The sequence below is a fragment of the Nonomuraea sp. NPDC048882 genome, assembly GCF_040649755.1.
Taxonomy (GTDB): domain Bacteria; phylum Actinomycetota; class Actinomycetes; order Streptosporangiales; family Streptosporangiaceae; genus Nonomuraea; species Nonomuraea maheshkhaliensis.
Genome location: NZ_JBEZGB010000007.1, coordinates 502450 through 526336 on the forward strand (window position 1 = coordinate 502450; position 23887 = coordinate 526336).

A 23887-nucleotide genomic window follows, 5' to 3' on the forward strand; every position below is an offset into this window, starting at 1 on the left:
ACACCGAAGCCTTGACCACGACCGACAAGCCCGCAGGCTGGAGCGCGCCTCGCAGACCTCAGCCTTGAGTCACACATCGGAGGAATCTACCGCCGCGATCGGTGTGGACGCTGGGCGAGCGGGACGCCCTCGTGCCGGACCTGTGGCGGACCCGTGCATACCCCGTACTGGACCCGTGTTGGAACCCCGATCGGCGGCAATGACAACGGGTAGTACCGCTTCTGTGGCCGACAAACTGGAGCGATACCGAAGCAAACGCGACCCAGCCCGCACCCCCGAGCCCGTCCCCGAAGCCCCCTCTCCCACCCCTGGCGGGAACGCCTTCGTCATCCAGGAGCACCACGCCCGATCCCTGCACTGGGACCTGCGCCTGGAGCGTGACGGCGTGCTGGTCTCCTGGGCCGTCCCCAAGGGCCTGCCCGCCGACCCCGGCACCAACCACCTGGCGGTGCACACCGAGGACCATCCGATGGAGTACCTCACCTTCCACGGCGAGATCCCGCAGGGCGAGTACGGCGGCGGCACCATGACCGTCTGGGACACCGGCACGTACGACGTGGAGAAGTGGTCGGATCGCGAGGTCAAGTTCGTCCTGCACGGAAAGCGGGCGTCGGGCCGGTTCGTGCTGTTCCAGACGCGGGGCAAGAACTGGATGATCCACCGCATGGACGCCCCCGTCCGCGACCCGTTCCCGCCACTGGAGCCCATGCTGCCCACGCCCCGCACCAGACTTCCGAAGGACGCCGAGGCCTACGCCTTCGAGTTCGCCTGGGGCGGCCGGCGCCTCCTGGTGCCCATCGACGGGGGCCGCACGGACGCCGCCAAGGAGCATCCGTGGCTGCGCGGCCTGGCCGAGTCGTTCGGCAGCCGCACCGCGGTGCTGGACGGCGAGCTCGCCACGCTGGGCGGCGCGGAACTGCTCGTCTTCTACGACCTCCTGTACGACGACGGCCACTCCCTCACGGCACGCCCGTACACGGAACGACGGGCGGCCCTGGAGGCGCTGAACCTGACAGGCGCCCACTGGCAGACCGCACCGGCATGGCCAGGGGAGGCGGAGCCGGTACGGCAGGCGGCGCGGGAGCAGGGCCTGCCGGGGGTGGTCGCCAAGCGCCTCGACTCACCGTACGAGCCGGGCCCCTCAAAATCCTGGCTCCTCCTCCCACCCTGACCGCCCACCAGCACCCAGCGACCACCCACCACTCACCATGCACCCGGCGACCAATCACCCACGAACCCAGCGACCAATCGCCCACGCACGTAGCGACCAATCAACCACCAACCCGCGTCGACCTGGGGAAACGGTCAGCGCACGTCCGGCGGCTTCTCGTCGGCAAACCGAGCATGCGTTTGCTCGACACTGAGCTCGTTCCGATCGATGCGACCGCCGGTCGCCGAGCCTGGTCGTTCCTCCTTCAGCCGTCGACGGTCAGGAGACCTTCAGCTCGCAGGTCCTCCCACAGTTCCTCAGGCACCGGCCGTGACCACAACTCGGCGTTCCGTACGACCTCCTCCGGCGCCCGCGCCCCCACGACGATCGTCGCCACCGCCGGATGCCGCAGCGGGAAGGCCATGGCCGCCTGAGGCAGGGAGACCCCGTGGCGGTGGCAGATGTGGGCGATGCGCTTCGCCTTGTCCAGCAGTTCCGCCGGCGCGGGTACGTAGTCGTAGGTTCCCGACGGCTCGTCGGTAGCCAGGATGCCGCTGTTGAACACCCCGGCCGCGAGCACCTTGACGCCCCTCCGTACGCACTCCTCCAGCAGCGGCAGCCCCGACTGGTCGAGCAGGGTGTAGCGGCCGGCGAGCATGACGACGTCGACGTCGGTCTCCTGGACGAAGCGCAGCGGCGCCTGCCACTGGTTCATCCCGACGCCGATCGCCCGGATCCGCCCCTCCGCCCGCAGTTCGGCCAGCGCAGGGTACGCCTCGGCGAGGGCCTGGTCCACGTGGTCGTCGGGGTCGTGGATGAGGGCGATGTCCACGGCCGGGAGCTGGAGCCGGGCCAGGGACTCCGCCAGCGACGTACGCACCCCGTCCCGGCTGAAGTCCCACACCCGTTCCAGCTCGGCCGGCACGTCGAAGCCCTGTTCGTCCCGATCCGGGCCCCCCGCACGCCCGCCGGACGTCCGGAGGAGGCGGCCGACCTTCGTGGACAGGAGGTAGCCGGAGCGGCCGGCCAGTGCCGCGCCCACCCGCTGTTCCGACAGGCCCAGGCCGTAGTGGGGCGCGGTGTCGTACAGACGTACCCCGCTCTCCCACGCCGCGTCGATCGTGGCGCGGGCCGTCTCGCCGGCGACCGCGTCGTACAGGTTGCCGATCGGAGCGCCGCCGAAGCCGTGGCGGGGCAGGTCGATCCCGCGTTCCATCAATCTTGTGCCTTTCCTCCCGCGATCCGGCTGATCATCAGGGCGATCAGGATGATCGCACCGTAGATGACCGGCTGCCAGAAGCCCGAGACGCCGATGAGGGTGAGGATGTTCTGGACGAGGCCGATCACCAGGACGCCGGTGAGCGCGCCGAGGATCGTGCCCTTGCCTCCGTCCATGCTGACACCGCCGATGACGGCCGCGGCGAACACCATGAAGATCCAGCCGACGCCCTGGTTGTTACCGATCGCCCCGAGTCGTCCGGTCTCCAGGATGCCGGCCAGGGCGGCGAGTGTGCCGCCCAGGATGAAGACGCCGTACAGCACCCTGTCCACGCGGATGCCGGCCGCGCGGGCCGCGTCGACGTTGCCGCCGATCGCGTAGAGGGAACGGCCGAGCCGGAGGTAGCCGAGCCCGAAGATGCCCGCCGCGAACAGCGCGCCGGCGATCCAGATGGCCGCCGGCAGGCCGAGCCACAGCGCGCTGCCCAGGTAGAGGATCGAGTCGGGCAACTGGAAGAGGGTCTTGCCCTCGCTCGGCCCCTGGAGGAAGCCGTGCACGATGATCAGCATGGCCAGCGTGACGATGAACGCCGACAGCTGGAACCTGATGATCAGAAACCCGTTGAACGCCCCGATCGCCGCCCCGATGAGCAGCGCCAGCGGGATGACCAGCGCGCCTGGCAGGCCGATGCCGAATCCGCCCGCCGCCACGGGGACGACCAGCATCACCGCGATGGCCGGCGCGGTGCCCACCGTGGACTCCAGCGAGAGGTCGAACTTGCCGGCGATCAGGATCATCGCCTCGGCCAGCACGAGCAGCGAGATCGCCGCCTGCTGCTGCAGCACGTTCGTCAGATTGCCCGCCGTCAGGAACGTCGGGTCCAGGACCGCGCCCACGACCAGCAGGATCACGATCACCGGTACGAGAGTCAGGTCGCGGAACCTGGCCAGCCGCACCCGGGGGGCCGGTGCAGTCAAAGTGGTCACTCTTCCATGCCTTCCATCACGGCCACGAGCTCGTGGTCGGTCCAGCCACGTGGCACGTCCTTGACGACCCTGCCGTGGAACATCACCAGCACCCTGTCGCAGATCCGCAGGTCGTCGAGCTCGTCGGAGACCAGGACGGCCCCCGCTCCCCGCTCGACCGCGTCCTCGACGGCGCCGAGCAGGGCCTGCTTGGCCTTGACGTCGACGCCGGCGGTCGGGTTGATCACGACGAGGACGGTCGGGTCGTCCACGAGCGCGCGGGCGAACACGACCTTCTGCGCGTTTCCTCCGGACAGGTCGGCGACGGGCTGATCGGGGCCCTCGGTCTTGATGTCGAGGGCCCCGATCATCCGCTCCGCCGTGTCACGCCGCCTGGAGGGACTGATCAGTCCGTAACGCCCCAGCTTGCGGGCGATCGGGAAGGTGGCGTTCTCCCCGACCGACAGCAGCGGGACGAACCCCTCGTGGTGACGGTCCTCGGGGACGAACCCGAGCCCCGCCTTCATGGCTGCGGGCACGTCGCCCGGCCTGACCTTGGTGCCGTTGATCGTGACCGTGCCGGTGTCGGCCCTGCGCAGCCCTACCAGTGTCTCGGCCAGGCCGACCTTGCCGCTGCTCGCGGAGCCGGCCAGGCCGACGACCTCGCCGGACCGTACGGAGATGTCGATGCCGGAGTAGCGGCCGGCCAGACCGAGGTTCTCGCCCGAGAGCACCACGGTCTCGCCGGGGGTGCGGGAGCGGGCCTCGTACACCGCCGTGGCCTCCCCCGTCATCGCGGCGACCAGCTCGTCGTGCGGCAGGTCGGCGACCGGCCTGGTCGTGACGTGCCGGGCGTCGCGGAAGACGGTGACGCTCTGGCAGATCTCGTAGACCTCGTCGAGGTGGTGGGAGATGTACATCATCGTGACGCCCTGCTCGCGCAGCGACCTCATGCGGGTGAACAGCCGCTCGATGGCCGGGCCGTCGAGCCGGGCGGTCGGCTCGTCGAGGATGATGAACCTGGCCCCGAACGAGAGCGCGCGGGCGATCTCGACGAGCTGGCGCTGCTCGACGCTCAGGTCGCCGGCCAGCGCCTGCGCGTCCACGTCCACCTCGTACGTGTCGAGCACCTCGCGCGCCCTGGCCGCCAGCGCCCGCCAGTTGATCAGTCCCTTGTCGGACTGGCGGTTGAGGAACAGGTTCTCGGCGACCGTCAGCGCCGGGATGATCGTGGACTTCTGGTACACGCAGGCCACCCGCCGGCGCCAGGCGTCGCGGTCGGCGAGAGCGGGCGCCGGCTGTCCCGAGAACAGCACCTCGCCCTCGTCCGGCCGCTGAAGCCCGGTGAGGATCGACACGAGGGTGGACTTCCCCGCGCCGTTCCTGCCGACGAGCGCGTGCGTCTCGCCCTCCGCGATCGCGATCCGCGCGCCGGCCAGGGCCGTGGTCGGTCCGAAGCGTTTGACGACGTCCCGGGCTTCGACGTGGACGTTCATCACTTGACCTGGTTGCCCCAGAGGGCCTGGTCGTCCACGTTCTCCTTGGTCACCAGCGGCGCGGGAAGCTGGTCCTCCAGGCCGTTGGGGAGCTGGATGATCGTGCTGCCGTGGTCGGTCGGGCCGGGTTTGAACGTTTTGCCGTCCGCCGCCGCCTTGGCGTAGAAGAGGGCGTATTTGGCGTACAGGTCGGCCGGCTGCGACACCGTGGCGTCGATGTCACCCTTCCTGATCGACTCGAACTCCTGCGGGATCCCGTCGTTGGAGATCACGAAGACGTGCTTGGGGTCGCTCGGCGGGACCAGCAGGCCCTTCTGCTTGAGCACCTGCAGCGTGGGGGCCAGGTGAACGCCCCCGGCGTGCATGTAGATGCCCTTGATATCCGGGTTCTGCTCCAGGCGGGTCTGCAGCATGGAGGCCGCCTTGCTGCCCTCCCACTCGGTCGGCTCGCTGAACACCGTGATCCCGGGGAACTTGCTCTTCATGCACTCCAGGAACGCCTCCGACCTGTCACGGCCGTTGATCGAGCTGAGCGCGCCCTGGAGCTGCACGACCTTGCCCTTGCCGCCGAGCTTCTCGCCGAGGAACTCGCACGCCTTCGTGCCGTACGCGCGGTTGTCGGCGCGTACGACCATGAAGACGTTGCCCTTGTCCGGCCGGGTGTCGACGGTCACGACGGGGATCTTCTTGTTCTCCAGTTGCTGGAGCGTGTTGGCGATGGCGCCCGTGTCCTGCGGGGCCATGACGATGACCTTGGCGCCCTGACCGATCAGCGCCTGCACGTTGTTGACCAGCTTGGCCACGTCGTTCTGCGAGTTCGTGGCGGGCATCAGGTCCACCTTGAGCTCGCCGGCCATCTGGGGGACGTACTTGATGTAGGAGTTCCAGAAGTCGGAGTCGGCCCGGGGGTGGTCGATGCCGACCTTCCCGCCGCCGCCTCCTGCTTCCGTCGTCGTGCCTGCGCCACACGCGGTCACGACCGCCAAGAGGGCCGCTCCCGCGACCACCCGACCGAGCTTCATTTTGGGGGGTACCTTCCTTGTTGGTTGGCGTTGGCCTAGTTGGCCGGCCTCAGTCGCAACCCCTGCATGCCACCGTCGACCGCGAGCGTGGTGCCGGTGGTGGCGCCGGCCTCGGGGCCGGCCAGGTAGGCGATCGCCGAGGCGACCTCCTCGGCGGTGACCAGGCGGCCCATCGGCTGCCTGGCGTTGAGCGCGACCCGCTCCGCCTCCGGATCGCCGGCCGCGTCCAGCAGCCTGGCGACCCACGGCGTGTCAGCTGTGCCCGGGTTGACGCAGTTGACCCGGATGCCCTCTCTGATGTGGTCCGCGGCCATGGCCAGCGTCAGCGACAGCACCGCGCCCTTGGTGGCGCTGTAGAGCGCGCGCTGCGGCAGCCCGGCGGTGGCCGCGATCGAGCACGTGTTCACGATCGACGCGTGCTCCGACCTCCTCAGGTACGGCAACGCGGCCCGCGCCACGCGGACCATGCCGAGCACGTTGACGTCGAAAACCTTGTGCCACTCGCTGTCGGGGTTGTCCTCGATCGTGCCCTGTGCCCCGATGCCCGCGTTGTTGACGAGCACGTCGATCCCGCCGAGCCGTTCGGCGGCCTCTGCCACCGCGGCCCGCACGCCCGCGTCGTCGGTGACGTCGGCCTTGATCCCGATGAACGGCTCACCGGGCGGGTTGAGGTCGAGGCAGGCGACCTTCATCCCGCGCTCGGCCAGCGCGGTGGCCGCGGCCAGCCCGATCCCGGACCCGCCGCCGGTCACGACCGCTTTCAGGCCCTCACTCGTCGTACGGCTCACGCTTCGTCCCTCCAAACCTCGCCGCCGGGGAAGGTGTGGGCGGCGATCGACTCCTGACGCATCTCCGCGCTGAACCCCGGCCTGGACGGGGCCACGTAGCGACCGTCACGGATCACCACGGGGTCTACGAAGTGCTCGTGCAGGTGGTCGACGTATTCGATGACACGGCCGTCCATGGTGCCCGTGACCGCCACGTAGTCGAACATCGACAGGTGCTGCACCAGCTCGCACAGCCCGACCCCGCCCGCGTGCGGGCAGACCGGCACGCCGAACTTGGCCGCCAGCAGCAGGATCGCCAGGTTCTCGTTGACCCCGCCGACGCGGGCGGAGTCGATCTGCAGGAAGGAGATGGCCTCGGCCTGCAGCAGCTGCTTGAAGACGATGCGGTTCTGGACGTGCTCGCCGGTGGCCACCCTGATGGGCGCGATGCCCCTGGCGATGGCGGCGTGGCCGAGGACGTCGTCGGGGCTGGTCGGCTCCTCGACCCAGTGCGGGTCGAACTCGCCCAGCGCGTTGACCCACTCGATCGCCGAGCCGACGTCCCAGCGCTGGTTGGCGTCGATCGCGATCGGGAAGCCGTCGCCGCACACCTCGCGGGCCACCCTGAACCGCCGCCGGTCGTCCTCGAGGTCGGCGCCGACCTTGAGCTTGATCTGCCCGAACCCCTGCTCGATCGCCTCCTTGCAGAGCCGGCGCAACTTCTCGTCGCCGTAGCCGAGCCAGCCGGGGGAGGTCGTGTAGGCGGGATATCCGGTCTCGACGAGCCGCTGTATGCGCTCCGCCTTCCCCTTCTCCTGCTTTTTCAGGATTTCCAGCGCCTCGTCCCCGGTCAGCGCGTCGCTCAGGTAGCGGAAGTCGATGAGCTCGACAATCTCCTCGGGCGACATCTCGGACAACAACCGCCACAGCGGCTTGCCCTCCCGCTTCGCCTTGAGGTCCCACAGGGCGTTGACCACGGCGGAGATCGCCATGTGCATGACGCCCTTCTCCGGACCCAGCCAGCGCAGCTGCGAGTCGTTGATCATGTCCTTGTAGAGCGTGCCGAGGTCTTCGGCGTCCTTGCCCACCACGTACGGCTCCAGCGCGCCGATCGCCGTGGTCTGAATGTCGTTGCCGCGCCCGATCGTGAACGCGAACCCGTGCCCCTCGTAGCCGTCGTCGGTCTTCAGCACCACGTAGGCGGCCGAGTAGTCGGGGTCGGGATTCATCGCGTCGGAGCCGTCGAGCTCGCGGGACGTCGGAAACCGCACGTCGTGCGTCTCCATCGCCACGATCCGGTACGAACTCCCGCCCGCCGTCACCGTCATGCCTGCCCCACCGTCTGCCGCTGCCGGCCCAATCCCTCGATCTCCAGCTCCATCACGTCACCGGCCCGCAGGTACGGCTGCCCCGGCATCCCCATGGCGACACCCGCCGGCGTACCCGTGTTGATCACGTCGCCCGGCTCCAGCACCATGAACTGGCTCAGATACCGCACGACCTCCGCCACGTCGAAGATCATGTTCTTGGTGTCGCCGTCCTGCCGCAGCTCGCCGTTCACCCACAGGCGCATGCCCAGCCGCTGCGGGTCGCTCACCTCGTCGGCCGTCACCAGCCAGGGGCCGAGCGGGTTGAACGTCTCGCACGACTTGCCCTTGTCCCACTGGCCGCCGCGCTCCAGCTGGAACTCGCGCTCGGAGACGTCGTTGGAGATCGCGTAGCCGGCGATCACATCGAGCGCCTCCTCGCGGCTGCGCAGATATCGCGCCTCCCGCCCGATGACGACGGCCAGCTCCACCTCCCAGTCGGTCTTGACGCTGGCCCGGGGCACGAGCACCTCGTCGTACGGGCCCACCATGGTGTTGCTCGCCTTCATGAACACGACCGGCTCCTCCGGCACCGCCGCGCCCGACTCGGCCGCGTGGTCGCTGTAGTTGAGCCCGATGCAGACGATCTTCCCCGGCCGGGCGACCGGCGCACCGACCCTCACCCCTTCCTCCTCGACCACGGGCAGGTCACCACGCTCAAGGGCCGCACGAACCCGGGCCACTCCGCCTGAGGCGAAGAAAGCCCCGTCGATCTCGGGCTCCCCGATGTCGCGCAGTTTCCCGGCACCGTCCATGACCACCGGCCGCTCCTGGCCGACGGGTCCCACTCGCAGCAGCTTCACACCGCGTTCCTTCGCATATACATCGGATGTCTTGTTTCCTGATGCTGCTGCGATGGGGTGGAGCATGTCAAGGGCGTCAAGCTGGATACCTCCGATCCGTGACCTCGAAATACACCCCTTCGGGGGGTTGGTTCCCTGTGAACCCACTTAACCGCTCCGATCGCTGACTTCACAGACTCGAAACGTGACCCTCGAATACATCGGACGACAGCTAGAACAGCCACAGGCAACACCTGGACCGACAGCGGACGGGCCCCACCCAGGACCGAGCCCACCGATGACGACCAGCCGAAACCGGAAGCGGGGCGTGGGGAGCGGCGAGCGGCGGGCGGCGGGCGGCGGGCGGCGGGCGGCGGGCGGCGGGCGGCGGGCGGCGGAGAAATCCGGCATTGAGTTAGGCACGGGTTGAGGCGTAGGGACGTAGCGGCGGGGTGCGGTGTGGGGCGAGTGAAGGCGATGGCGCGGATGGGATGGCGCGGATGGGTGGATGGGTTGCCGAGAGTGCTCTGCACCAGCGGTGACCAGGAACGATCCATGGCACTCCTTGACGCACTTATAGTCCCGTAATAGAACACGTTTCAGTACCGCGAAACCAAGCGCTTGATCAAGAGGTGAACCCGCGTGCACATAGACCTCGTCGACAGGGACCTTTACGCGACTTCAGGACCGCCCCACGCCCAGCTGGCCTGGCTTCGCGCGAACTCCCCCGTCCACTGGCACGAGGGCGAGCCGGGGTTCTGGGCCGTGACCCGCTACGACGACGTCGTACACGTGTCGCGGCACTCCGAACTCTTCTCCTCCCACCGTAAGCTCGCCCTCTTCGACGACCTGGAAGAGGACCAGATCGCACTGCAGCGCCTCATGATGCTCAACCAGGACCCGCCCGAGCACACGAGGCGGCGCTCCCTGGTCAACCGGGGCTTCACGCCGCGTACGATCGGCGCGCTCGAACAGCACATCCGCGACATCTGTGACGACCTCCTCGACAAGCTGACCGGCGAGATCGACTTCGTCACCGAAGTCGCCGCGCCCCTGCCCCTCTACGTGATCTGCGAGCTCCTCGGCGCTCCCGTGGCGGACCGCGACAAGCTGTTCAACTGGTCGAACCGCATGATCGGCGCCCAGGACCCCGACTACGCCGCCAACCCCGAGGAGGGGTCGGGGGCCGCCATGGAGGTCTACGCGTACGCCAACCAGCTGGCCGCGCAGCGCAGAGCCAACCCGAAGAACGACATCGTCACCAAGCTCCTCCAGCCCAACGAGAACGGCGAGACCCTCGGCGAGGACGAGTTCGACCTTTTCATCCTCCTTCTGGTGGTCGCCGGCAACGAGACCACCCGCAACGCGGCCTCCGGCGGCATGCTCGCCCTCTTCGAGCACCCCGACCAGTGGGACCGCCTCCTCGCCGATCCCACGCTCGCGAAGACCGCCGCCGACGAGATCGTCCGCTGGGTCTCCCCCGTGAACCTCTTCCGCCGTACCTCCACGGCCGACCAGGTGCTGGGCGGGCAGGAGATCAAGGAGAACGACAAGGTCGTCGTCTTCTACGCCTCCGCCAACCGCGACGCCTCCGTCTTCCCCGACGGGGAGACCTTCGACATCGGCCGCGACCCCAACCCCCACATCGGCTTCGGTGGTGGCGGCGCCCACTTCTGCCTGGGCAACCACCTGGCCAAGCTGGAACTCCGCATCCTGTTCGAGCAACTGGCCCGCCGCCGCCCCCGCCTGCGGCAGACGGGCGAGGCACGGCGACTGCGCTCGAACTTCATCAACGGCATCAAGGAGCTCCCCGTGACCATCAGCTGATGGTCACGGCGACACGGCAACACGGCGACGCTGATCTCCTCACGCCACGATTGCTGCTCGGGCGCGGACTCCGCACCCGCCGACCGGACGCCGGCGTCGCATCCGTTGCGTTGGGGGCGGGCATTGCGCCCGTGATGCCGGACGTCCCCAGCGCACCGGCCCCCGCACCGGTGGCGGGCATTGTGCTCGTCATGCCGGACGTGGGATCGCACCGGTCGTGCTCGGCGCGGGCCGCGCACCGGTCGTAGCGGGCGCGGTTTCCACACCGCTGTACCGGACGCGGGCCGCGCACCGGGCATAAGGGATGCGGGAACCACACGGTCGTATCGGACGCCGACGCCGCGCTTGTCATGCTCGATGCAGGCCCCGCGCCGGTTTTGCCGGACACGAGCCAAGTGCCCGACGTACTGGATGCGGGGCTGCACACGGGGTCAGTGTCGTCCTGCTGCCCTCCCTGGCGGTGTTCGGTCGAGATGGGGGTCGGGGCGGTGGTCATGGGCGCTCGGTGGTGGGGTTGGGGGTTGGTGGGTTGGAAGGTGGCGTGCCCCGGGGTGGGATGGGTGGGTAAGCGGAAGCGGGAGCTGCGGCGGGCTGCGCGGATGCGGCTCAGGATGCGGTTGGTGCCGTGTGGGCCCGGGCGCCAGCCGCGTTCGATCAGGGCGTCGGCCACGTGGTGCAGCAGGTCGGCGATCTGGCCGGGGATGACGTCGCGCCGGACGGCGATCACCCGCCAGCCCCGCCGGCGCAGCTCCTCCCGGCGGTCCGTGTCGCGTTGCTGGTCGGCGGCCGAGGTGTGGTGTTGCCGACCGTCGTATTCCACGGCGACCTTGAACTCCTCCCAGCCCATGTCGAGGTAGGCGAACCGGTCTTCGGCCAGGGCTACCCGGATCTGTGTGGTGGGTCTGGGGAGGCCCCCGTCGACGAGGAGGACCCTGAGCCAGCTCTCCCTCGGCGAGGCGGCTCCCCGGTCGGCGAGACTGAGCGTGTCGCGCAGGCGCCAGCTGTTGAGCGGGCGATGCCACAGGGCTTCCAGATCGACACCCTTGCGGGCGAACTGGTCGACGATGGCGACGGCCTCCATGCGGGGCAGGCAGCGGGCGCAGTCTAGGGCGGTGCGTTCCATGGTGGTGATCCGCACGCCGTTGTGCTCGGTGATGTCTTCGTCGGGGAGGGACGCCAGGTAGGTGACGCAACCGGGGATCACGAGGTGGCGGGGGGCGGTGAGCTCGACTGGCCAGTCGGCCTCCGGGGCGGGAAGAACTTGCAAGCCCCAGATGTGCGCCGCCGTCTGGCGGCAGGCTACGACCTGGGGTACGGCTCGGGTGATGCGGCCGGCGCGTTGGGTCAGGGACGGTGGTCTGGGGCCGGTGCTCGAAGGTGGGGTCTCGTGCGGGTGCCCGGGGCTTGGCGGCTGGTTCATGGCGCAAGGATGCGTCGGCGGGGGTGGGTGTGGTGGAGCCGAACGGGATTCTGTGGATAACGAAGGCTTGTTCGAGATCAGGGGTCGAGGGTGGGGGTGTTCTGCGCTTTTCTGGGGGTTGGGTCAGTCTGGGGGTTTGGGGAGTTGGTTGCGGGGCTGGGCGGCCCATTGGTTGGGACGGGTCGGTCAGGGATGTAGGCGGAGGCCCTTCAGGGCCTTGTCCACCCCGTTCTTCCCCCCATGCACCGCCACCCCCACCAGATCCAGCTCCTCACCCCGCACCCCCGCCACAACCGCCCGATTGTCCGCATCATGACCGGTCTTGAACATCTCCTCGATGTACACGGCCACGTCCATCCCCCGCCCCACCGCCTTCTCCCTGACCCCGCGCAACGCCCCCAGGCCCCCCTCGTACACGAGCACAGGCTGCCGGAACAGCGCCAGGTACGCGTTCCCCGACGCGTCCTGGTAAGGCTCGCCGATGGCCCCGGGGACGCCGCCGGCCAGGCCGCCGGCGAGGAAGGCGGTGACGTTGAGGCGCTGCCAGGGAGCCAGGTCCTCGCGCACCACGATGGCGATCTTGGTATCGAAACGCATGGCCACCACCCTCCCCCACCTCCCCCGACCGGGTCTTGAACGCTCGTGCGCCTACGCCTGGAGGATCGGCCGCCAGTCGGCCACCTCGTGGTAGCGCCGCAGCTCGGCGAGGCCCGACAGGAACCCGCCCCACGCCGCGTACGGCGGATTCGACTGGTCGAACCCGCTCTGCACCAGCGTCAGCCGCGTCTTCCCCGCCGACCTCTCCAGCTCCCACGTGCCGACCCCGGTCTCGCCCCAGTCGACGGAGAGCTTGCGGCCGGGTTCGAGCTCCAGCACCTTCGCGGGGTCGGGGTTGTTCTCCAGGCCGCCCATGGCGTACCGCCCGCCCACGAACGGCTCGATCTCGATGGGATAGCCGAACCACTTCGTCACCACCTCCGACGAGGTGATCGACTCGAACACCGCCTCCGGCGAGGCGTCGATCGAGACCTCGACCCGCATCTCCGGCGAGGTGAAGTCCTGCATGGGCGTGGGCTCGCGGCCCTCCAGGTGCTCGCCGAGGATGGTCAGCACCTGGCACCAGTACGTCTGCAGCACGCCCCGGATGCTCTTGCCGGTGATGACGTCCTGGAAGTCGAAGTGCGTCTGCGACAGGGTCAGCACCGTGCGCCGTTCGTCCGTCTCGTCCGGCGCCAGCGTGATGTCCGAGGTGGTCTCCTCGCCGTCGAGCAGCCACGCGAAGCGCAGCGTGTTCTCGTCGGCGTGCAGCAGCCGCTGGTGCGGCGCGTCGCCCTCCGGCGTCGTACGCCCCCAGAACGCGAACCGCTCGGGCAGCTCCACCTCCACGTGCTCGGCCAGCCAGATCCGCAGGACGTCGGGGTCGGTCAGCGCCCGGCGCACCTCTTCGACAGGCGCCGGGATGTTGGCACGCACGATCAGGGGCTCAGTCATCGTCTCGCTCTCCTTGTGTGGGCTCGGCCTGGGGGTAGCAGGCGACGGCCAGTTTGAAGGCGTCGCCCTCGGCGCCGCCGTACCGGGTGAAAAGGTCCCGCAACGTGTTCTGCAGGTCGTTCAGGAAGTCCTGCCGCTGGTCCGGACGTACGCGGATCTCTCCGGACAGTCCGATGGACGGCAGCTCGGGCGCGGTCCTGTCCAGGGCCGCGATGTCGGCCTGGACCTCCTCCATGAGGTCGAGCAGGTAGCCGAGGCTCAGCTCGTCGCGAACCTTGCGCAGCCCGATCCGGCCGACCAGGCGCGGCGACAGCCAGTACGACCGCGCGCCCGCCTGGTAGATGCCCTCGTGGATGCCGCGCACCCTGCGCTCGGACACCTGGTCCACCAGCCCGGCCTCGACCAGCCGTTTGACGTGGTAGTAGACCCGCTGCGGCGTCTGGCCGAGCCGCTCGGCGACCTCGGAGCAGGTGCGCGGCTCGGCCAGCTGCCGCAGCACCTCCACGCGCTGCGGCTTGAGCAGCGCCTCGGCCTGCTCGATCTCTTCCAGATACAGGACATCTCTCATCGCAAAAACAATCTTTTACGTAAAAATTCTGCTTGTCAATAGAGAATGGAGGCATGACGCACGACTGGTCCCGCTACTGGCGGTCGCCCGACCGGCCGATCGAGGCCATGCACGCCCACTTCGAGCGGCACGTCTACCATCGGCACAGCCACGAGACCTACTCGTTCGGGCTGACCGAGACCGGCGCGCAGTCGTTCAGCTGCCGGGGCGCCGCGCACACGAGCGCGGCGGGCATGGTCATGGCCTTCAACCCGGACGATCCCCACGACGGCCACGCCGCCGACGCGCTCGGCTTCACCTACCGGATCGTCCACCTCGGTCCGGAGCTGGTGGCCGACGCGCTGGCGGACGCGACCGGCCGCCGTACGGGCCTGCCGCTCTTCGACTCCCCCGTGGTGGACGATCCGGCGCCGGCGTACGCACTACGCGCCCTGCACGCGGCCCTGCTCGACGGCGGCACGACGGCGACGGCACTGCGTCGCGAGGAGCTGCTAACGGCTGCGGTCGCGGGCATCGCCAGACGAGCGGCCAGCGGAAAAACCGGCAAGAACGCCGGAGACGCCGGGAAGCGGGCCGCGTCGAAGGTGGCCGGGCAGGCCAGGCAGGTCCTGCACGACCGTCCGATGGACGACCTGACGATCGACGACCTGGCGCGCGAGAGCGGCGCCAGCCGTTACGCCGTCTACCGCGCCTTCCACGCCGAGTACGGCCTGCCGCCCAGCGACTACCAGCGCCAGCTCCGCCTCAGGAGGGCCCGCGCGCTGATCGCCGCGGGCGAACCGATCGGCGAGGTGGCGGCGGCCACGGGCTTCGCCGACCAGAGCCACCTGACGCGCTGGTTCACCCGTTGCTTCGGCCTGACCCCTGGCGCCTACCGCCGCGCCGCCCAGGCGTAGCACCGCCCAGAAGCAGCACCGCCCAGGCGTAGCGCTGCCCAGGCGTAGCGCTGCCCAGGCGTAGCGCTGCCCAGGCGTAGCGCTGCCGACGCGACATGGCGATCAGGGCCAGGAGCCTTCGTCGTGCGGGTCGCCGCCGTCGGCGAGCAGCCGCAGATCGGACTCGACCATCGTCGCCACCAGCTCGTCGAACGGCACCTGCGGCTCCCACCCCAGCTGCGTCCGCGCCTTCTTGGGGTCGGCGCACAGCAGGTCCACCTCGGCCGGCCGGTGCAGCGCCTGGTCGGTCACCACGTACCGCTCCCAGTCCAGCCCGGCGGCGGTGAAGGCCGCCTCCACCAGCTCCCTGACCGACTTCATCCGCCCGGTGCCGATCACGTAGTCCTCGGGCTTGCCGGCCCGCAGCATGAGGTGCATGGCCTTGACGTAGTCGCCGGCGTACCCCCAGTCGCGCCGCGCCTCCAGGTTCCCCAGGCGCAGCTCGGTGGCCAGTCCCAGCTTGATGCGGGCCACCCCGAGCGAGACCTTCCTGGTGACGAACTCGGCCCCGCGCCGCGGCGACTCGTGGTTGAACAGGATCCCGGACACGGCGTACATCCCGTACGACTCGCGGTAGTTCTGCGTCAGGAAGTGCCCGTACGCCTTGGCCACCCCGTACGGCGAGCGCGGGTGAAAGGCGGTGGCCTCGGTCTGCGGGGTCTCGCTGACCTGGCCGAACATCTCAGAGGACGAAGCCTGATAAAAGCGGATCTGTTCGGATGTGCTCCCGCCCCGCGACACGCCCGAGCACACCCGGATGGCTTCGAGCATCCGCAGCACGCCCATCCCGGTCACCTCGGCCGTGAGCTCGGCCTGCTCCCACGACATGGGCACGAACGAGATAGCGCCGAGGTTGTAGACCTCGTCGGGCTGCACCCGCTCGACGGCCGAGATCAGCGACCCCTGGTCCAGCAGGTCACCACGCACCACCCGCACCTCGGTGAGCAGCTTGCGCATCCGCGACACGCGCGGGTTCGCCTGGCCTCTGACCAGGCCCCACACCTCATACCCCTGCTCCAGCAGGTGCTCCGCCAGATAGGAACCGTCCTGGCCGGTGATGCCGGTGATCAGAGCGCGCCTGGCCAAGGGGTCCTCCAACTTTCGCCTACCCCATCCCTTTGGGACGGGAATGTACAGCTAAGCGCCTAGATAGCACATCCACCGACATAGAACACGTTCCACCGAACCACGCTCGGTTACAGTAACGTCGCAGTTCGCACGGCCTGTGGCGGCCGTTGTGAACAATTCCACCCGATCTACCGAATGGTAGCCTTCTCGGACTAAGGTCATCTTTCACGGTACACGCCCGCCTCAGGGCCTTACCGGCGGCGAAAGGGGTGTCCGTGGAGCGAAGGCTGCGGATCGCGCTTCTGTCCTACCGCAGCAAGCCCACCTGCGGCGGCCAGGGCGTTTATCTCCGCCACCTCAGCAGGGAGCTGGTCGCGCTCGGCCACCACGTCGAGGTGTTCTCCGGCCAGCCCTACCCCGAGCTGGACGAGGGCGTCATCCTGCGGGAGGTCCCCAGTCTCGACCTCTACCGCGACGAAGACCCGTTCAGAACGCCCAAGCTGCACGAATACCGCGACTGGATCGACTGGCTGGAAGTCGGCACCATGTGGACGGCCGGCTTCCCCGAGCCACTGACCTTCACCCTGCGTGCCCACCGCGAGCTGAAGAAGCGGGTCGGCGACTTCGACGTCGTCCAGGACAACCAGACCCTCGGTTACGGCCTGCTCGGCATCCAGAAGCTCTTCCCCGTGGTCGGCACCATCCACCACCCCATCAGCGTGGACCGGCGGATCGAGCTCGAAGCCGCCAAGGGCGCGAAGAAGCTGACCATGCGCCGCTGGTACGGCTTCGTGAAGATGCAGTCCCGCGTCGCGCCCCGGCTGAGCCCCATCCTGACCGTCAGCGAGTCGTCGCTGGCCGACATCCACCGCGACTTCAACGTCCCCCAGGCCAACATGCGCCTGATCCCGCTGGGCGTGGACACCCGCTACTTCCACCCGCGCGCGGACAAGCCGAAGCGCAAGGGCTCGATCGTGGCCGTGGCCAGCGCGGACTCGCCCATGAAGGGCGTCGCGACGCTGCTGCGGGCCATGGCCAAGCTGGCCACCGAGCGCGAGGTGCACCTCACCGTCGTCAGCAGGCCCACCCCCGGCGGCCCGACCGAGCAGCTCGTGCAGGAGCTGTCGCTGCAGGAACGGGTCCGCTTCGTGCACGGCATCTCCGACGACGAGCTAGGCGAGCTGATCGCCACCTCCGAGATCTCGGTCGTGCCCTCGCTCTACGAGGGCTTCTCGCTGCCGGCCGTCGAGCACATGGCCTGCGGCACGCCCCTGGTCGCCAGCCGTACGGGCGCGCTGCCCGAGGTCGTCGGCGACGCGGCCGTCCAGGTGCCGCCCGGCGACCCCGAGGAGCTGGCCGCGGCCCTGCGCCGCCTCCTCGACTCGCCCGAGGAGCGCGAGCGGGTGGGCAAGGCCGGATACGACCGGGTCATGGAGCGCTACACCTGGCATGTCGTGGCCAAGAAGACCGTCGAGGCGTACCACGAGGCCATCGAGAACCACAAAAGGAGAGGCTGACCAGTGCTGACCGTGGACTTCGCCCGGCTGCCCGTGGGCCCCGGCGTTCGCGTGCTCGATCTCGGCTGCGGCGGCGGCCGGCACGCGTTCGAGGTGCTGCGCAGGGGCGCGGACGTGATCGCGTTCGACATGGACCAGTCAGAGCTGGACGGCGTGTCGGCCATGTTCGCGGCGATGGACAAGGCGGGCGAGGTGCCCGCGGGCGCCACCGGCGAAATCGTCCAGGGCACCGCCCTGGACATGCCGTTCGAGGACGGCTCCTTCGACCGGGTCATCGCGGCCGAGGTGCTGGAGCACATCCCCGACGACATGGCGGCCATGCGGGAGATCCTCCGCGTGCTCAAGCCGGGCGGCACGGCCGCGATCACCGTGCCGAGCTTCCTGCCCGAGCGGATCTGCTGGGCGCTGGACGAGGACTACCACACCGCCCCCGGCGGCCACGTACGCATCTACACGCTGGCCGAGCTGTCGGCCAAGCTGAAGTCCGTCGGGTTCACGATCGGCCCCCACCACCACGCCCACGGCCTGCACGCCCCCTACTGGTGGATCAAGTGCGCGGTGGGCGTCAACAACGACGACCACCCCCTCGCGAAGGCGTACCACGAGCTGCTGGTCTGGGACATCATGAAGCGCCCGGCCGCGACCAGGATCGCCGAGAGCCTGCTCAACCCGCTCATCGGCAAGAGCGTGGTCCTCTACGTCCGCAAGCCATGATCTCCCGCGAAGAGGTCGTCAGGACCGCGGCCAGCATCGCGGCGATCCAGCAGGAGGACGGCGGCGTGCCGTGGCCCGAGGGCCACGTCGACGCCTGGAACCACGTCGAGTGCCTGATGGCGATGACCGTGGCGGGGCTGGATGAGCCAGTACGCCGCGGCTACGCCTGGCTGGCCCGCCACCAGCGCGCCGACGGCTCGTGGCCGATGAAGCTGGTCGGCGGCGTGCCCACGGAGCTGGGCGGCGAGACCAACCACGCCGCCTACGTCGCCGCCGGAGTGTGGCACCATCACCTCGTCACCAGCGACCAGCGCCTCACCGAGGAGAGCTGGCCGATGGTCAAGGCCGCGCTCGACTACGTGGCAGGGCTGCAGACCGAGCGCGGCGAGATCGTCTGGGAACGTGACGCGCACGGCAGGCCCTCGACGTACGCGCTGCTCACCGGCTGCTCCTCCATCCACCAGGGGCTGCGCTGCGGCGTGCTGCTCGCCGACCACCTGGGCGACCCGCAGCCGCACTGGGAGCTGGCCGCCGACCGGCTGGCGCACGTGCTCGCCGCCCACCCCGAGGCGTTCGCCGACAAGAGCCGCTTCTCCATGGACTGGTACTACCCCGTCCTCGGCGGCGCGGTACGCGGGCGGCAGGCGGTGCAGCTGCTGGAGCGCGAGTGGGCCACGTTCGTGGTGCCGGGGCTCGGCATCCGGTGCGTCTCCGACCAGCCGTGGGTCACGGGGGCCGAGACGTGCGAGCTGGTGCTGGCGCTCGACGCGCTGGGCGACAGGGAACGGGCGCTGGCGCTGTTCCAGGACATGCAGCACCTGCGGCACGAGGACGGCTCGTACTGGACCGGCTGGCAGTTCGTCAACCGCAAGCACTTCCCGCACGAGCGCTCCGGCTACACCGCCGCCGCGACCGTCCTCGCGGCCGACGCGCTGGCCGGGTATTCGGCGGGGGCCGGGCTGTTCCGCGACATCGCGGGGACCTCCGTGTTCGATCCTGACGTGTGCGGGTGCGCCGGCGTACGCGTGCCTCCCCAGGCGGCCGAAGAAGGTCTCTGAGCCACGCACAAGGGCTTTTGCCGGTTCTTTGCCGGGGACAACCGGTGCGCCGCCGTCGAACGGCGCAATGGGGTTACTAGCTTCGTGTCTGGCCGTACGAGGCGTCTTCGGGGGAAGCGTGGGCGACACGGGCACAACATCGTTCTTGGACCAGGTCAGGACCCATCCGGCGGCTGAGCCGCAGGTGTCGCGGGCCAGAGGGTTGCGCAGATTCCTGGCCAAGGATCCGCTGGAGTCCGATCTGGGCCGGCGGAGATTCCGGTCCAGGGGCGGGCCTTCGCGGATGGTCTTCACGAAGGCCGAGAGTTCGTACGTCTTCGGCTACAACGCGGTGATGTCACGCGAGACAGAGAAGATCGAGGAGATCCCGCACGAGCAGCGGCCCTTCGGCTACGAGGGAGCGGCCGCCGCCTGCACCGTACTCGACCTGCTCACCCTGACCCGGGGCCGGCGCCTTCACGAGCTACTGGCCGGCCCCGCCCAGCATCACCGCCACGCCGCCTACCTGGGCGCCGGCCGCGGGTACGCACTCGTACGGCTGCGCCCGGTGTGGGGCGCGCGCCGGGCCCATCCGCTGCTGCGCTGGCTGGCGGTGGACGGGTTCGGCTTCCAGATGGGGCTGACCAGGACCGATCGCCTGGTGGGCGAGCGGACCATGCCCGACCTGCTCACCAGGGCGCACTGCGCGGTCTTCGACCAGGGGCTCGGGCGGCTGCTGTGGTACCACGACGGCGCCTCCCCCGACGACGCGGCCACGCGGATCGGCGGTTTTCCCGCGCCGCGGCGGGCCGACCTGTGGAGCGGGGTCGGGTTCGCGGCCACGTACACGGGCGGGGCCGAGGCCGACGAGCTGTGGTGGCTGACCGAGCACGCGGGGGCCGACGGGTTCCGCGCGTACCTGGCCCAGGGGTGCGCCTTCGCGGTCGCCGCGCGGCTGCGTTCGGGAGAGCTGCCCGCGCACGTCGCGCGGGCCGTGCCGATCCTGGCCGGGACCGACCCGGAGGAGGCGGCCTCGTGGACGGACCAGGCGCTCATCGCGCTCGGGCACGAGGCGCACACGCACGAGGACTTCCAGCGCTGGCAGTCGCAGATCCGCCGCTCCTGGAACCGCCGCCACCGCTGCTGACCGCCTTGTGAAGGCTCAGATTCCCGGGCCTACCCGCTCCAGCACCCGCAGCGACCCCGTCACCGACACCTCCTCGAACGCCCCAGACGCCAGCGCCCGCCGATAGACCTGGAACGGCGCCTGCCCGCCGTCGGCCGGATCGGGATAGATGTCGTGGAAGACCAGCGCCCCGCCCGTCATGACGTGCGGCGCCCAGCCCTCGTAGTCGCGGGTCACCGGCTCCTCGGAGTGGCCGCCGTCGATGAACAGCATGGCCAGCGGCGTGCTCCAGAGCGCGGCCACCCGCTCGGACCTGCCGACGACGGCGATCACCTCCTCCTCCAGGCCGGCGGCGGCGATCGTGGTCCTGAAGGTCGGCAGTGAGTCCATCTTGCCGAAGCGCGGGTCCACCAGCGTCGGGTCGTGGTGCGCCCAGCCCGGCTGGATCTCCTCGGAGCCGCGGTGGTGGTCGACGGTGACGACCACCGAGCCGGACTTCCTGGCCCCCGCACCGAGGTAGATCGCCGACTTGCCGCAGTAGGTGCCGATCTCGCAGATGGGGCCGAGCTTGCCGTACCGGCAGGCCGCCTCGAACAAGGCCAGGCCCTCGTCCTGCGGCATGAATCCCTTGGCGTGCTTGGCCGCGTACAGCAGCTCTGACGGCATCGACATAGGCATGCACCCTAGCCGAACCGAATAACATTCCGGCGGGCTCTTGCCGGGCCGTTCTGCAACCTGTTCTACTTGGCACGTGAATCAGCGCGCACGCATCGCCATGTCGGACGACGACGTCACCGCCTTCCTGGAGAGCTCGCGCAAGGTGCAGCTGGCCACCATCAACGCCGACGGCACCCCGCACCTGGTGACCATGTTCTACGGCCTCGCGGGCGGGGAGATCGCCTTCTGGACCTACGCGAAGGCGCAGAAGGCCCGCAACCTGTCCCGCGACCCCCGGGTGAGCTGCCTGGTCGAGACCGGCGACGACTACGACCAGCTGCGCGGCGTCCTGGTGTACGGCACCGCCCGCAGGGTCGACGACCGCGACCGCGTCATGGACATCGGCATGACCATCGCCCGCAGGATGACGCCCGGCGTACCGGACGAGCTGCTGCGTCCGTACGTGGAGAAAACCGGCCTCAAACGGGTTGCGTACGTCGTCGAGCGCACCAAAGTGGTCTCATGGGATCACAGGAGGCTCACATGAAGGTCAAGGTGGACGAGCTGGTCTGCGAAGCCAACGCCGTGTGCACGGGGCTCGCGCCGGAGGTGTTCGAGCTGGACGACGACGACCAGCTGCACATCCTGCTCCCGCAACCACCCCCCGAGACGCAGGACCGCGTCCGCCACGCGGTCAGGTCCTGCCCGAAAGCCGCTCTGTCCCTCGAGGAATAGCCCAGGCACGAGGAGGAACCCCATGCGCGCCGCGATCCTGCACGCCGTAGGCAACGACAAGCTCGACATCCGGGACGACGTCACCCTGGCCCCCGTCGGGCCGACCGACGTACGCGTGCGGATCAGAGCCACGGGTGTCTGCCACTCGGACCTGTCGGCCATGACCGGCGTGCTGCCGCAACCCGTGCCGCTCATCCCGGGCCACGAGGGCGCCGGCGAGGTGGTCGAGGTGGGCGAGCACGTCAGCTCGGTCAAACCCGGCGACCACGTGGTCATCTCCTGGCGCCCCGCCTGCCAGGAGTGCGAGCTGTGCGTGGGCGGGCAGCCGTACCTGTGCATGAAGTACGTCATCGAGTCCTTCTCCAAGGGCAACTTCCGCCTCGGCGGCGACGACGCGACGGTCTTCGGGATGGCCGGGTGCGGCACTTGGGCGGAGGAGATCATCGTGCCCTGGCAGGGCGCGATCAAGATCGACGAGGACGTCTCCTGGGAGGCCGCGGCCCTGATCGGCTGCGGCATCACGACCGGCGTGGGCGCCGCGATCAACACCGCGAAGGTGCGGCCGGGCTCCACGGTCGTGGTGATCGGCTGCGGCGGCGTCGGCCTGTCCGTCATCCAGGGCGCCCGCGTCTCCGGCGCCAGGACGATCCTCGCGGTGGACCCGCTGGAGTCCAAGCACGCACTCGCCAAGAAGGTCGGGGCGACGCACGCGGTGACTCCCGAGCAGGTCCCCGAGGCCCTGAACGAGCTCACGGGCGGCGGCGGCTTCGACTACGGCTTCGAGGTGGTCGGCAAGGCCGCCACGATCCAGAGCGCCTGGCAACTCACCCGTGCGGGCGGCGACGTCATCGTGGTCGGGGCCGGGGCGATGGACGACATGGTGTCCATCTCCGCCTTCAGCCTCCTCTTCGAAGGCAAGAACCTGCTGTCCAGCCTGTACGGCGAGGCCGACGTCCGCCACGACTTCCCGTACTTCGCCAAGCTGCACAAGACGGGCCTGCTCGACCTGGAGTCCATGATCAGCGCCAGAATCCGCCTCGCCGACCTCAACGACGCCGTAGCGGCCCTGCGCGGCGGCGAGGTCCTCCGCCAGATCGTCATCATGGACTGACGCCAGGAAGCCGAACCCCAACCGAAGCAAACCGGGCGAATCCCCCAAATGCTGGTCGTTATCCTTTCACGCCGCCCCCGAGCGTGAAAGGATAACGACTATCCTTTCATTGCCGTAGCGGGGTGAAAGGATACGCGTCACAGGACTCCCGGAGGCTCCTCGAAGTCCGGGTGGCACGAGGTGAGGAAGGCGAACGTGGCCGTCGCGTCCTTGGTCCGGTAGAAGTCGACCATTGTGGTGTTGAACTCGGCTCTCCGGACAGCGGGCACGCTGATGGCGTCCATCCCGTTCGACATGAGGTGACCGTTCATCATGGTGCGGCCGGTTCGCTTGTTGCCGTCGAAATAGAACCGCTGCAGGGCCGCGAACAGGAAGTACGCGATGGCCTGCTCGAACGGCGACTGTATCTCGGCGTAGATGGCCTGCACCCCGTCCGAGAAGATCTGCCGCAGATTCGCGCCCCCTGGCACCGTCGGAGGCGGCATGTACCTGCCGTGTGAGCCTAGGCTGACCCCGGGCGTCAGGGTGAGGGGACCCTCTCCTCTGAAATGCCCGACCTCAAGGGCCTCACCTTCGGCGATCAACTTCTGGAAGTGATCCGACGTGGGCTTGTCGAGTCTGAACTTTTCCGCCTTCACGACGCGCACAAGTTCTCTGGCCGACTCGGCTAGATTGATCACCTGCCGTTCATCGCTGAGCTTCCGACCGCCCACGGTGATGCCCTCCATGAGGGTCTGCACCTCTGGATAGGTGAACGGATTTCCTTCCAGAGCGGCCGCGTCCCATACGAACTCGGGAAGCGCGCGCTGGTACCTCCAAACCGCCCGCTCAACCGAATGAACGCCGACGTCCTGTCTGATCGACTCTCTGTCCCATCGGAATCCCAGCGCATCCGTCAACCCTGCAGCCATCA

The 23887-nt window shown here is 69.2% G+C and carries 24 protein-coding genes; 10 read left to right on the plus strand and 14 right to left on the minus strand.

Annotated features, from left to right (window positions below; genetic code table 11):
• Nucleotides 1–223: 223 nt before the first annotated feature.
• Nucleotides 224–1171, plus strand: a complete 948-nt coding sequence (locus tag AB0C27_RS27135; protein WP_357848745.1) for a DNA polymerase ligase N-terminal domain-containing protein — start codon at nt 224–226, stop codon at nt 1169–1171.
• Between the two features lie 244 nt (nt 1172–1415).
• Here the strand turns inward: AB0C27_RS27135 and AB0C27_RS27140 are convergent, their stop codons facing one another.
• From AB0C27_RS27140 to AB0C27_RS27170, 7 genes are read right to left on the minus strand one after another with little or no spacing between them, the layout of a single operon-like run.
• Complete coding sequence (locus AB0C27_RS27140) at nt 1416–2366, minus strand: aldo/keto reductase (protein ID WP_357848748.1); 951 nt, start codon at nt 2364–2366, stop codon at nt 1416–1418.
• Complete coding sequence (locus AB0C27_RS27145) at nt 2366–3346, minus strand: ABC transporter permease (RefSeq protein WP_346111707.1); 981 nt, start codon at nt 3344–3346, stop codon at nt 2366–2368. The genes AB0C27_RS27140 and AB0C27_RS27145 overlap by 1 nt, the downstream gene beginning before the upstream one ends.
• A gap of 5 nt (nt 3347–3351) precedes the next feature.
• Entirely contained in the window at nt 3352–4830 is a 1479-nt protein-coding gene (locus tag AB0C27_RS27150; RefSeq protein ID WP_357848751.1) for a sugar ABC transporter ATP-binding protein, read from the minus strand.
• The gene (locus AB0C27_RS27155) at nt 4830–5852 is read right to left on the minus strand and encodes a sugar ABC transporter substrate-binding protein (RefSeq protein ID WP_346111709.1); all 1023 of its coding nucleotides are present in this window, start codon (nt 5850–5852) and stop codon (nt 4830–4832) included. The genes AB0C27_RS27150 and AB0C27_RS27155 overlap by 1 nt, the downstream gene beginning before the upstream one ends.
• A 35-nt stretch (nt 5853–5887) precedes the next feature.
• Nucleotides 5888–6640, minus strand: a complete 753-nt coding sequence (locus AB0C27_RS27160) for an SDR family oxidoreductase (RefSeq protein ID WP_357848754.1) — start codon at nt 6638–6640, stop codon at nt 5888–5890.
• The gene (locus AB0C27_RS27165; RefSeq protein WP_357848757.1) at nt 6637–7947 is read right to left on the minus strand and encodes an L-fuconate dehydratase; all 1311 of its coding nucleotides are present in this window, start codon (nt 7945–7947) and stop codon (nt 6637–6639) included. The genes AB0C27_RS27160 and AB0C27_RS27165 overlap by 4 nt, the downstream gene beginning before the upstream one ends.
• Complete coding sequence (locus AB0C27_RS27170; RefSeq protein WP_357848760.1) at nt 7944–8789, minus strand: fumarylacetoacetate hydrolase family protein; 846 nt, start codon at nt 8787–8789, stop codon at nt 7944–7946. The genes AB0C27_RS27165 and AB0C27_RS27170 overlap by 4 nt, the downstream gene beginning before the upstream one ends.
• A 621-nt stretch (nt 8790–9410) precedes the next feature.
• Here AB0C27_RS27170 and AB0C27_RS27175 point away from each other — a divergent pair.
• On the plus strand, nt 9411–10595 hold the full coding sequence (locus AB0C27_RS27175; protein ID WP_357848763.1) for a cytochrome P450: 1185 nt from the start codon (nt 9411–9413) through the stop codon (nt 10593–10595).
• On the opposite strand, the gene AB0C27_RS27180 is transcribed toward AB0C27_RS27175, so the two are convergent.
• The 4 genes from AB0C27_RS27180 to AB0C27_RS27195 all read right to left on the minus strand — a co-directional run bounded on the left by AB0C27_RS27180 (nt 10588) and on the right by AB0C27_RS27195 (nt 14074).
• Nucleotides 10588–12015 (minus strand): DUF559 domain-containing protein, encoded by a 1428-nt coding sequence (locus AB0C27_RS27180; protein ID WP_357848766.1) that lies wholly within the window; start codon nt 12013–12015, stop codon nt 10588–10590. The genes AB0C27_RS27175 and AB0C27_RS27180 overlap by 8 nt on opposite strands.
• Nucleotides 12016–12201: 186 nt before the next feature.
• Nucleotides 12202–12612, minus strand: coding sequence for a DUF2000 domain-containing protein (locus tag AB0C27_RS27185; RefSeq protein ID WP_357848768.1), 411 nt, complete (start codon nt 12610–12612; stop codon nt 12202–12204).
• Nucleotides 12613–12663: 51 nt separating this feature from the next.
• Nucleotides 12664–13506 (minus strand): SRPBCC domain-containing protein, encoded by an 843-nt coding sequence (locus tag AB0C27_RS27190; protein ID WP_357848771.1) that lies wholly within the window; start codon nt 13504–13506, stop codon nt 12664–12666.
• A complete protein-coding gene (locus AB0C27_RS27195; RefSeq protein WP_357848774.1) occupies nt 13499–14074 on the minus strand; it encodes a helix-turn-helix domain-containing protein in 576 nt (191 codons plus the stop codon). Before AB0C27_RS27195 ends, AB0C27_RS27190 begins: the two co-directional genes overlap by 8 nt.
• 53 nt (nt 14075–14127) lie before the next feature.
• On the opposite strand from AB0C27_RS27195, the gene AB0C27_RS27200 reads away from it, so the two are divergent.
• Nucleotides 14128–14970 carry an AraC family transcriptional regulator gene (locus AB0C27_RS27200; RefSeq protein WP_357848777.1) on the plus strand — a complete coding sequence of 281 codons (843 nt, stop codon included), beginning with the start codon at nt 14128–14130 and terminating at the stop codon, nt 14968–14970.
• A gap of 102 nt (nt 14971–15072) precedes the next feature.
• Here AB0C27_RS27200 and AB0C27_RS27205 read toward each other — a convergent pair whose 3' ends face one another.
• A complete protein-coding gene (locus tag AB0C27_RS27205; RefSeq protein WP_357848780.1) occupies nt 15073–16095 on the minus strand; it encodes a GDP-mannose 4,6-dehydratase in 1023 nt (340 codons plus the stop codon).
• Nucleotides 16096–16346: 251 nt separating this feature from the next.
• Between AB0C27_RS27205 and AB0C27_RS27210 the strand changes: the two genes are divergently transcribed.
• From AB0C27_RS27210 to AB0C27_RS27225, 4 genes are all read left to right on the plus strand, one after another.
• Nucleotides 16347–17594 carry a glycosyltransferase family 4 protein gene (locus AB0C27_RS27210; protein ID WP_357848783.1) on the plus strand — a complete coding sequence of 416 codons (1248 nt, stop codon included), beginning with the start codon at nt 16347–16349 and terminating at the stop codon, nt 17592–17594.
• 3 nt (nt 17595–17597) lie between these two features.
• On the plus strand, nt 17598–18308 hold the full coding sequence (locus tag AB0C27_RS27215; protein WP_357848786.1) for a methyltransferase domain-containing protein: 711 nt from the start codon (nt 17598–17600) through the stop codon (nt 18306–18308).
• Entirely contained in the window at nt 18305–19366 is a 1062-nt protein-coding gene (locus AB0C27_RS27220) for a prenyltransferase (RefSeq protein ID WP_357848789.1), read from the plus strand. The genes AB0C27_RS27215 and AB0C27_RS27220 overlap by 4 nt, the downstream gene beginning before the upstream one ends.
• A gap of 145 nt (nt 19367–19511) precedes the next feature.
• A complete protein-coding gene (locus AB0C27_RS27225) occupies nt 19512–20492 on the plus strand; it encodes a DUF1702 family protein (protein ID WP_357848792.1) in 981 nt (326 codons plus the stop codon).
• A gap of 15 nt (nt 20493–20507) precedes the next feature.
• Here AB0C27_RS27225 and AB0C27_RS27230 read toward each other — a convergent pair whose 3' ends face one another.
• The gene (locus tag AB0C27_RS27230; RefSeq protein ID WP_357848905.1) at nt 20508–21137 is read right to left on the minus strand and encodes a class I SAM-dependent methyltransferase; all 630 of its coding nucleotides are present in this window, start codon (nt 21135–21137) and stop codon (nt 20508–20510) included.
• Nucleotides 21138–21222: 85 nt separating this feature from the next.
• Between AB0C27_RS27230 and AB0C27_RS27235 the strand changes: the two genes are divergently transcribed.
• Genes AB0C27_RS27235 through AB0C27_RS27245 form a run of 3 tightly spaced genes read left to right on the plus strand, consistent with a single transcriptional unit; the run spans nt 21223 to nt 22974 of the window.
• Complete coding sequence (locus AB0C27_RS27235; RefSeq protein ID WP_346111725.1) at nt 21223–21675, plus strand: pyridoxamine 5'-phosphate oxidase family protein; 453 nt, start codon at nt 21223–21225, stop codon at nt 21673–21675.
• Nucleotides 21672–21863, plus strand: coding sequence for a ferredoxin (locus AB0C27_RS27240; protein ID WP_346111726.1), 192 nt, complete (start codon nt 21672–21674; stop codon nt 21861–21863). Before AB0C27_RS27235 ends, AB0C27_RS27240 begins: the two co-directional genes overlap by 4 nt.
• Nucleotides 21864–21885: 22 nt before the next feature.
• Nucleotides 21886–22974, plus strand: coding sequence for a Zn-dependent alcohol dehydrogenase (locus tag AB0C27_RS27245; RefSeq protein WP_357848796.1), 1089 nt, complete (start codon nt 21886–21888; stop codon nt 22972–22974).
• 137 nt (nt 22975–23111) lie between these two features.
• On the opposite strand, the gene AB0C27_RS27250 is transcribed toward AB0C27_RS27245, so the two are convergent.
• Nucleotides 23112–23885 (minus strand): hypothetical protein, encoded by a 774-nt coding sequence (locus AB0C27_RS27250; protein ID WP_357848799.1) that lies wholly within the window; start codon nt 23883–23885, stop codon nt 23112–23114.
• Nucleotides 23886–23887: the final 2 nt, after the last annotated feature.

Coding starts and splice junctions, on each gene's coding strand:
- AB0C27_RS27140 (WP_357848748.1), bottom strand. CDS start 2,366: ATGGAACGCGGGATCGACCTGCCCCGCCACGGCTTCGGCGGCGCTCCG.
- AB0C27_RS27150 (WP_357848751.1), bottom strand. CDS start 4,830: ATGAACGTCCACGTCGAAGCCCGGGACGTCGTCAAACGCTTCGGACCG.
- AB0C27_RS27155 (WP_346111709.1), bottom strand. CDS start 5,852: ATGAAGCTCGGTCGGGTGGTCGCGGGAGCGGCCCTCTTGGCGGTCGTG.
- AB0C27_RS27165 (WP_357848757.1), bottom strand. CDS start 7,947: ATGACGGTGACGGCGGGCGGGAGTTCGTACCGGATCGTGGCGATGGAG.
- AB0C27_RS27180 (WP_357848766.1), bottom strand. CDS start 12,015: ATGAACCAGCCGCCAAGCCCCGGGCACCCGCACGAGACCCCACCTTCG.
- AB0C27_RS27185 (WP_357848768.1), bottom strand. CDS start 12,612: ATGCGTTTCGATACCAAGATCGCCATCGTGGTGCGCGAGGACCTGGCT.
- AB0C27_RS27190 (WP_357848771.1), bottom strand. CDS start 13,506: ATGACTGAGCCCCTGATCGTGCGTGCCAACATCCCGGCGCCTGTCGAA.
- AB0C27_RS27195 (WP_357848774.1), bottom strand. CDS start 14,074: ATGAGAGATGTCCTGTATCTGGAAGAGATCGAGCAGGCCGAGGCGCTG.
- AB0C27_RS27200 (WP_357848777.1), top strand. CDS start 14,128: ATGACGCACGACTGGTCCCGCTACTGGCGGTCGCCCGACCGGCCGATC.
- AB0C27_RS27220 (WP_357848789.1), top strand. CDS start 18,305: ATGATCTCCCGCGAAGAGGTCGTCAGGACCGCGGCCAGCATCGCGGCG.
- AB0C27_RS27230 (WP_357848905.1), bottom strand. CDS start 21,137: ATGCCGTCAGAGCTGCTGTACGCGGCCAAGCACGCCAAGGGATTCATG.
- AB0C27_RS27240 (WP_346111726.1), top strand. CDS start 21,672: ATGAAGGTCAAGGTGGACGAGCTGGTCTGCGAAGCCAACGCCGTGTGC.
- AB0C27_RS27245 (WP_357848796.1), top strand. CDS start 21,886: ATGCGCGCCGCGATCCTGCACGCCGTAGGCAACGACAAGCTCGACATC.
- AB0C27_RS27250 (WP_357848799.1), bottom strand. CDS start 23,885: ATGGCTGCAGGGTTGACGGATGCGCTGGGATTCCGATGGGACAGAGAG.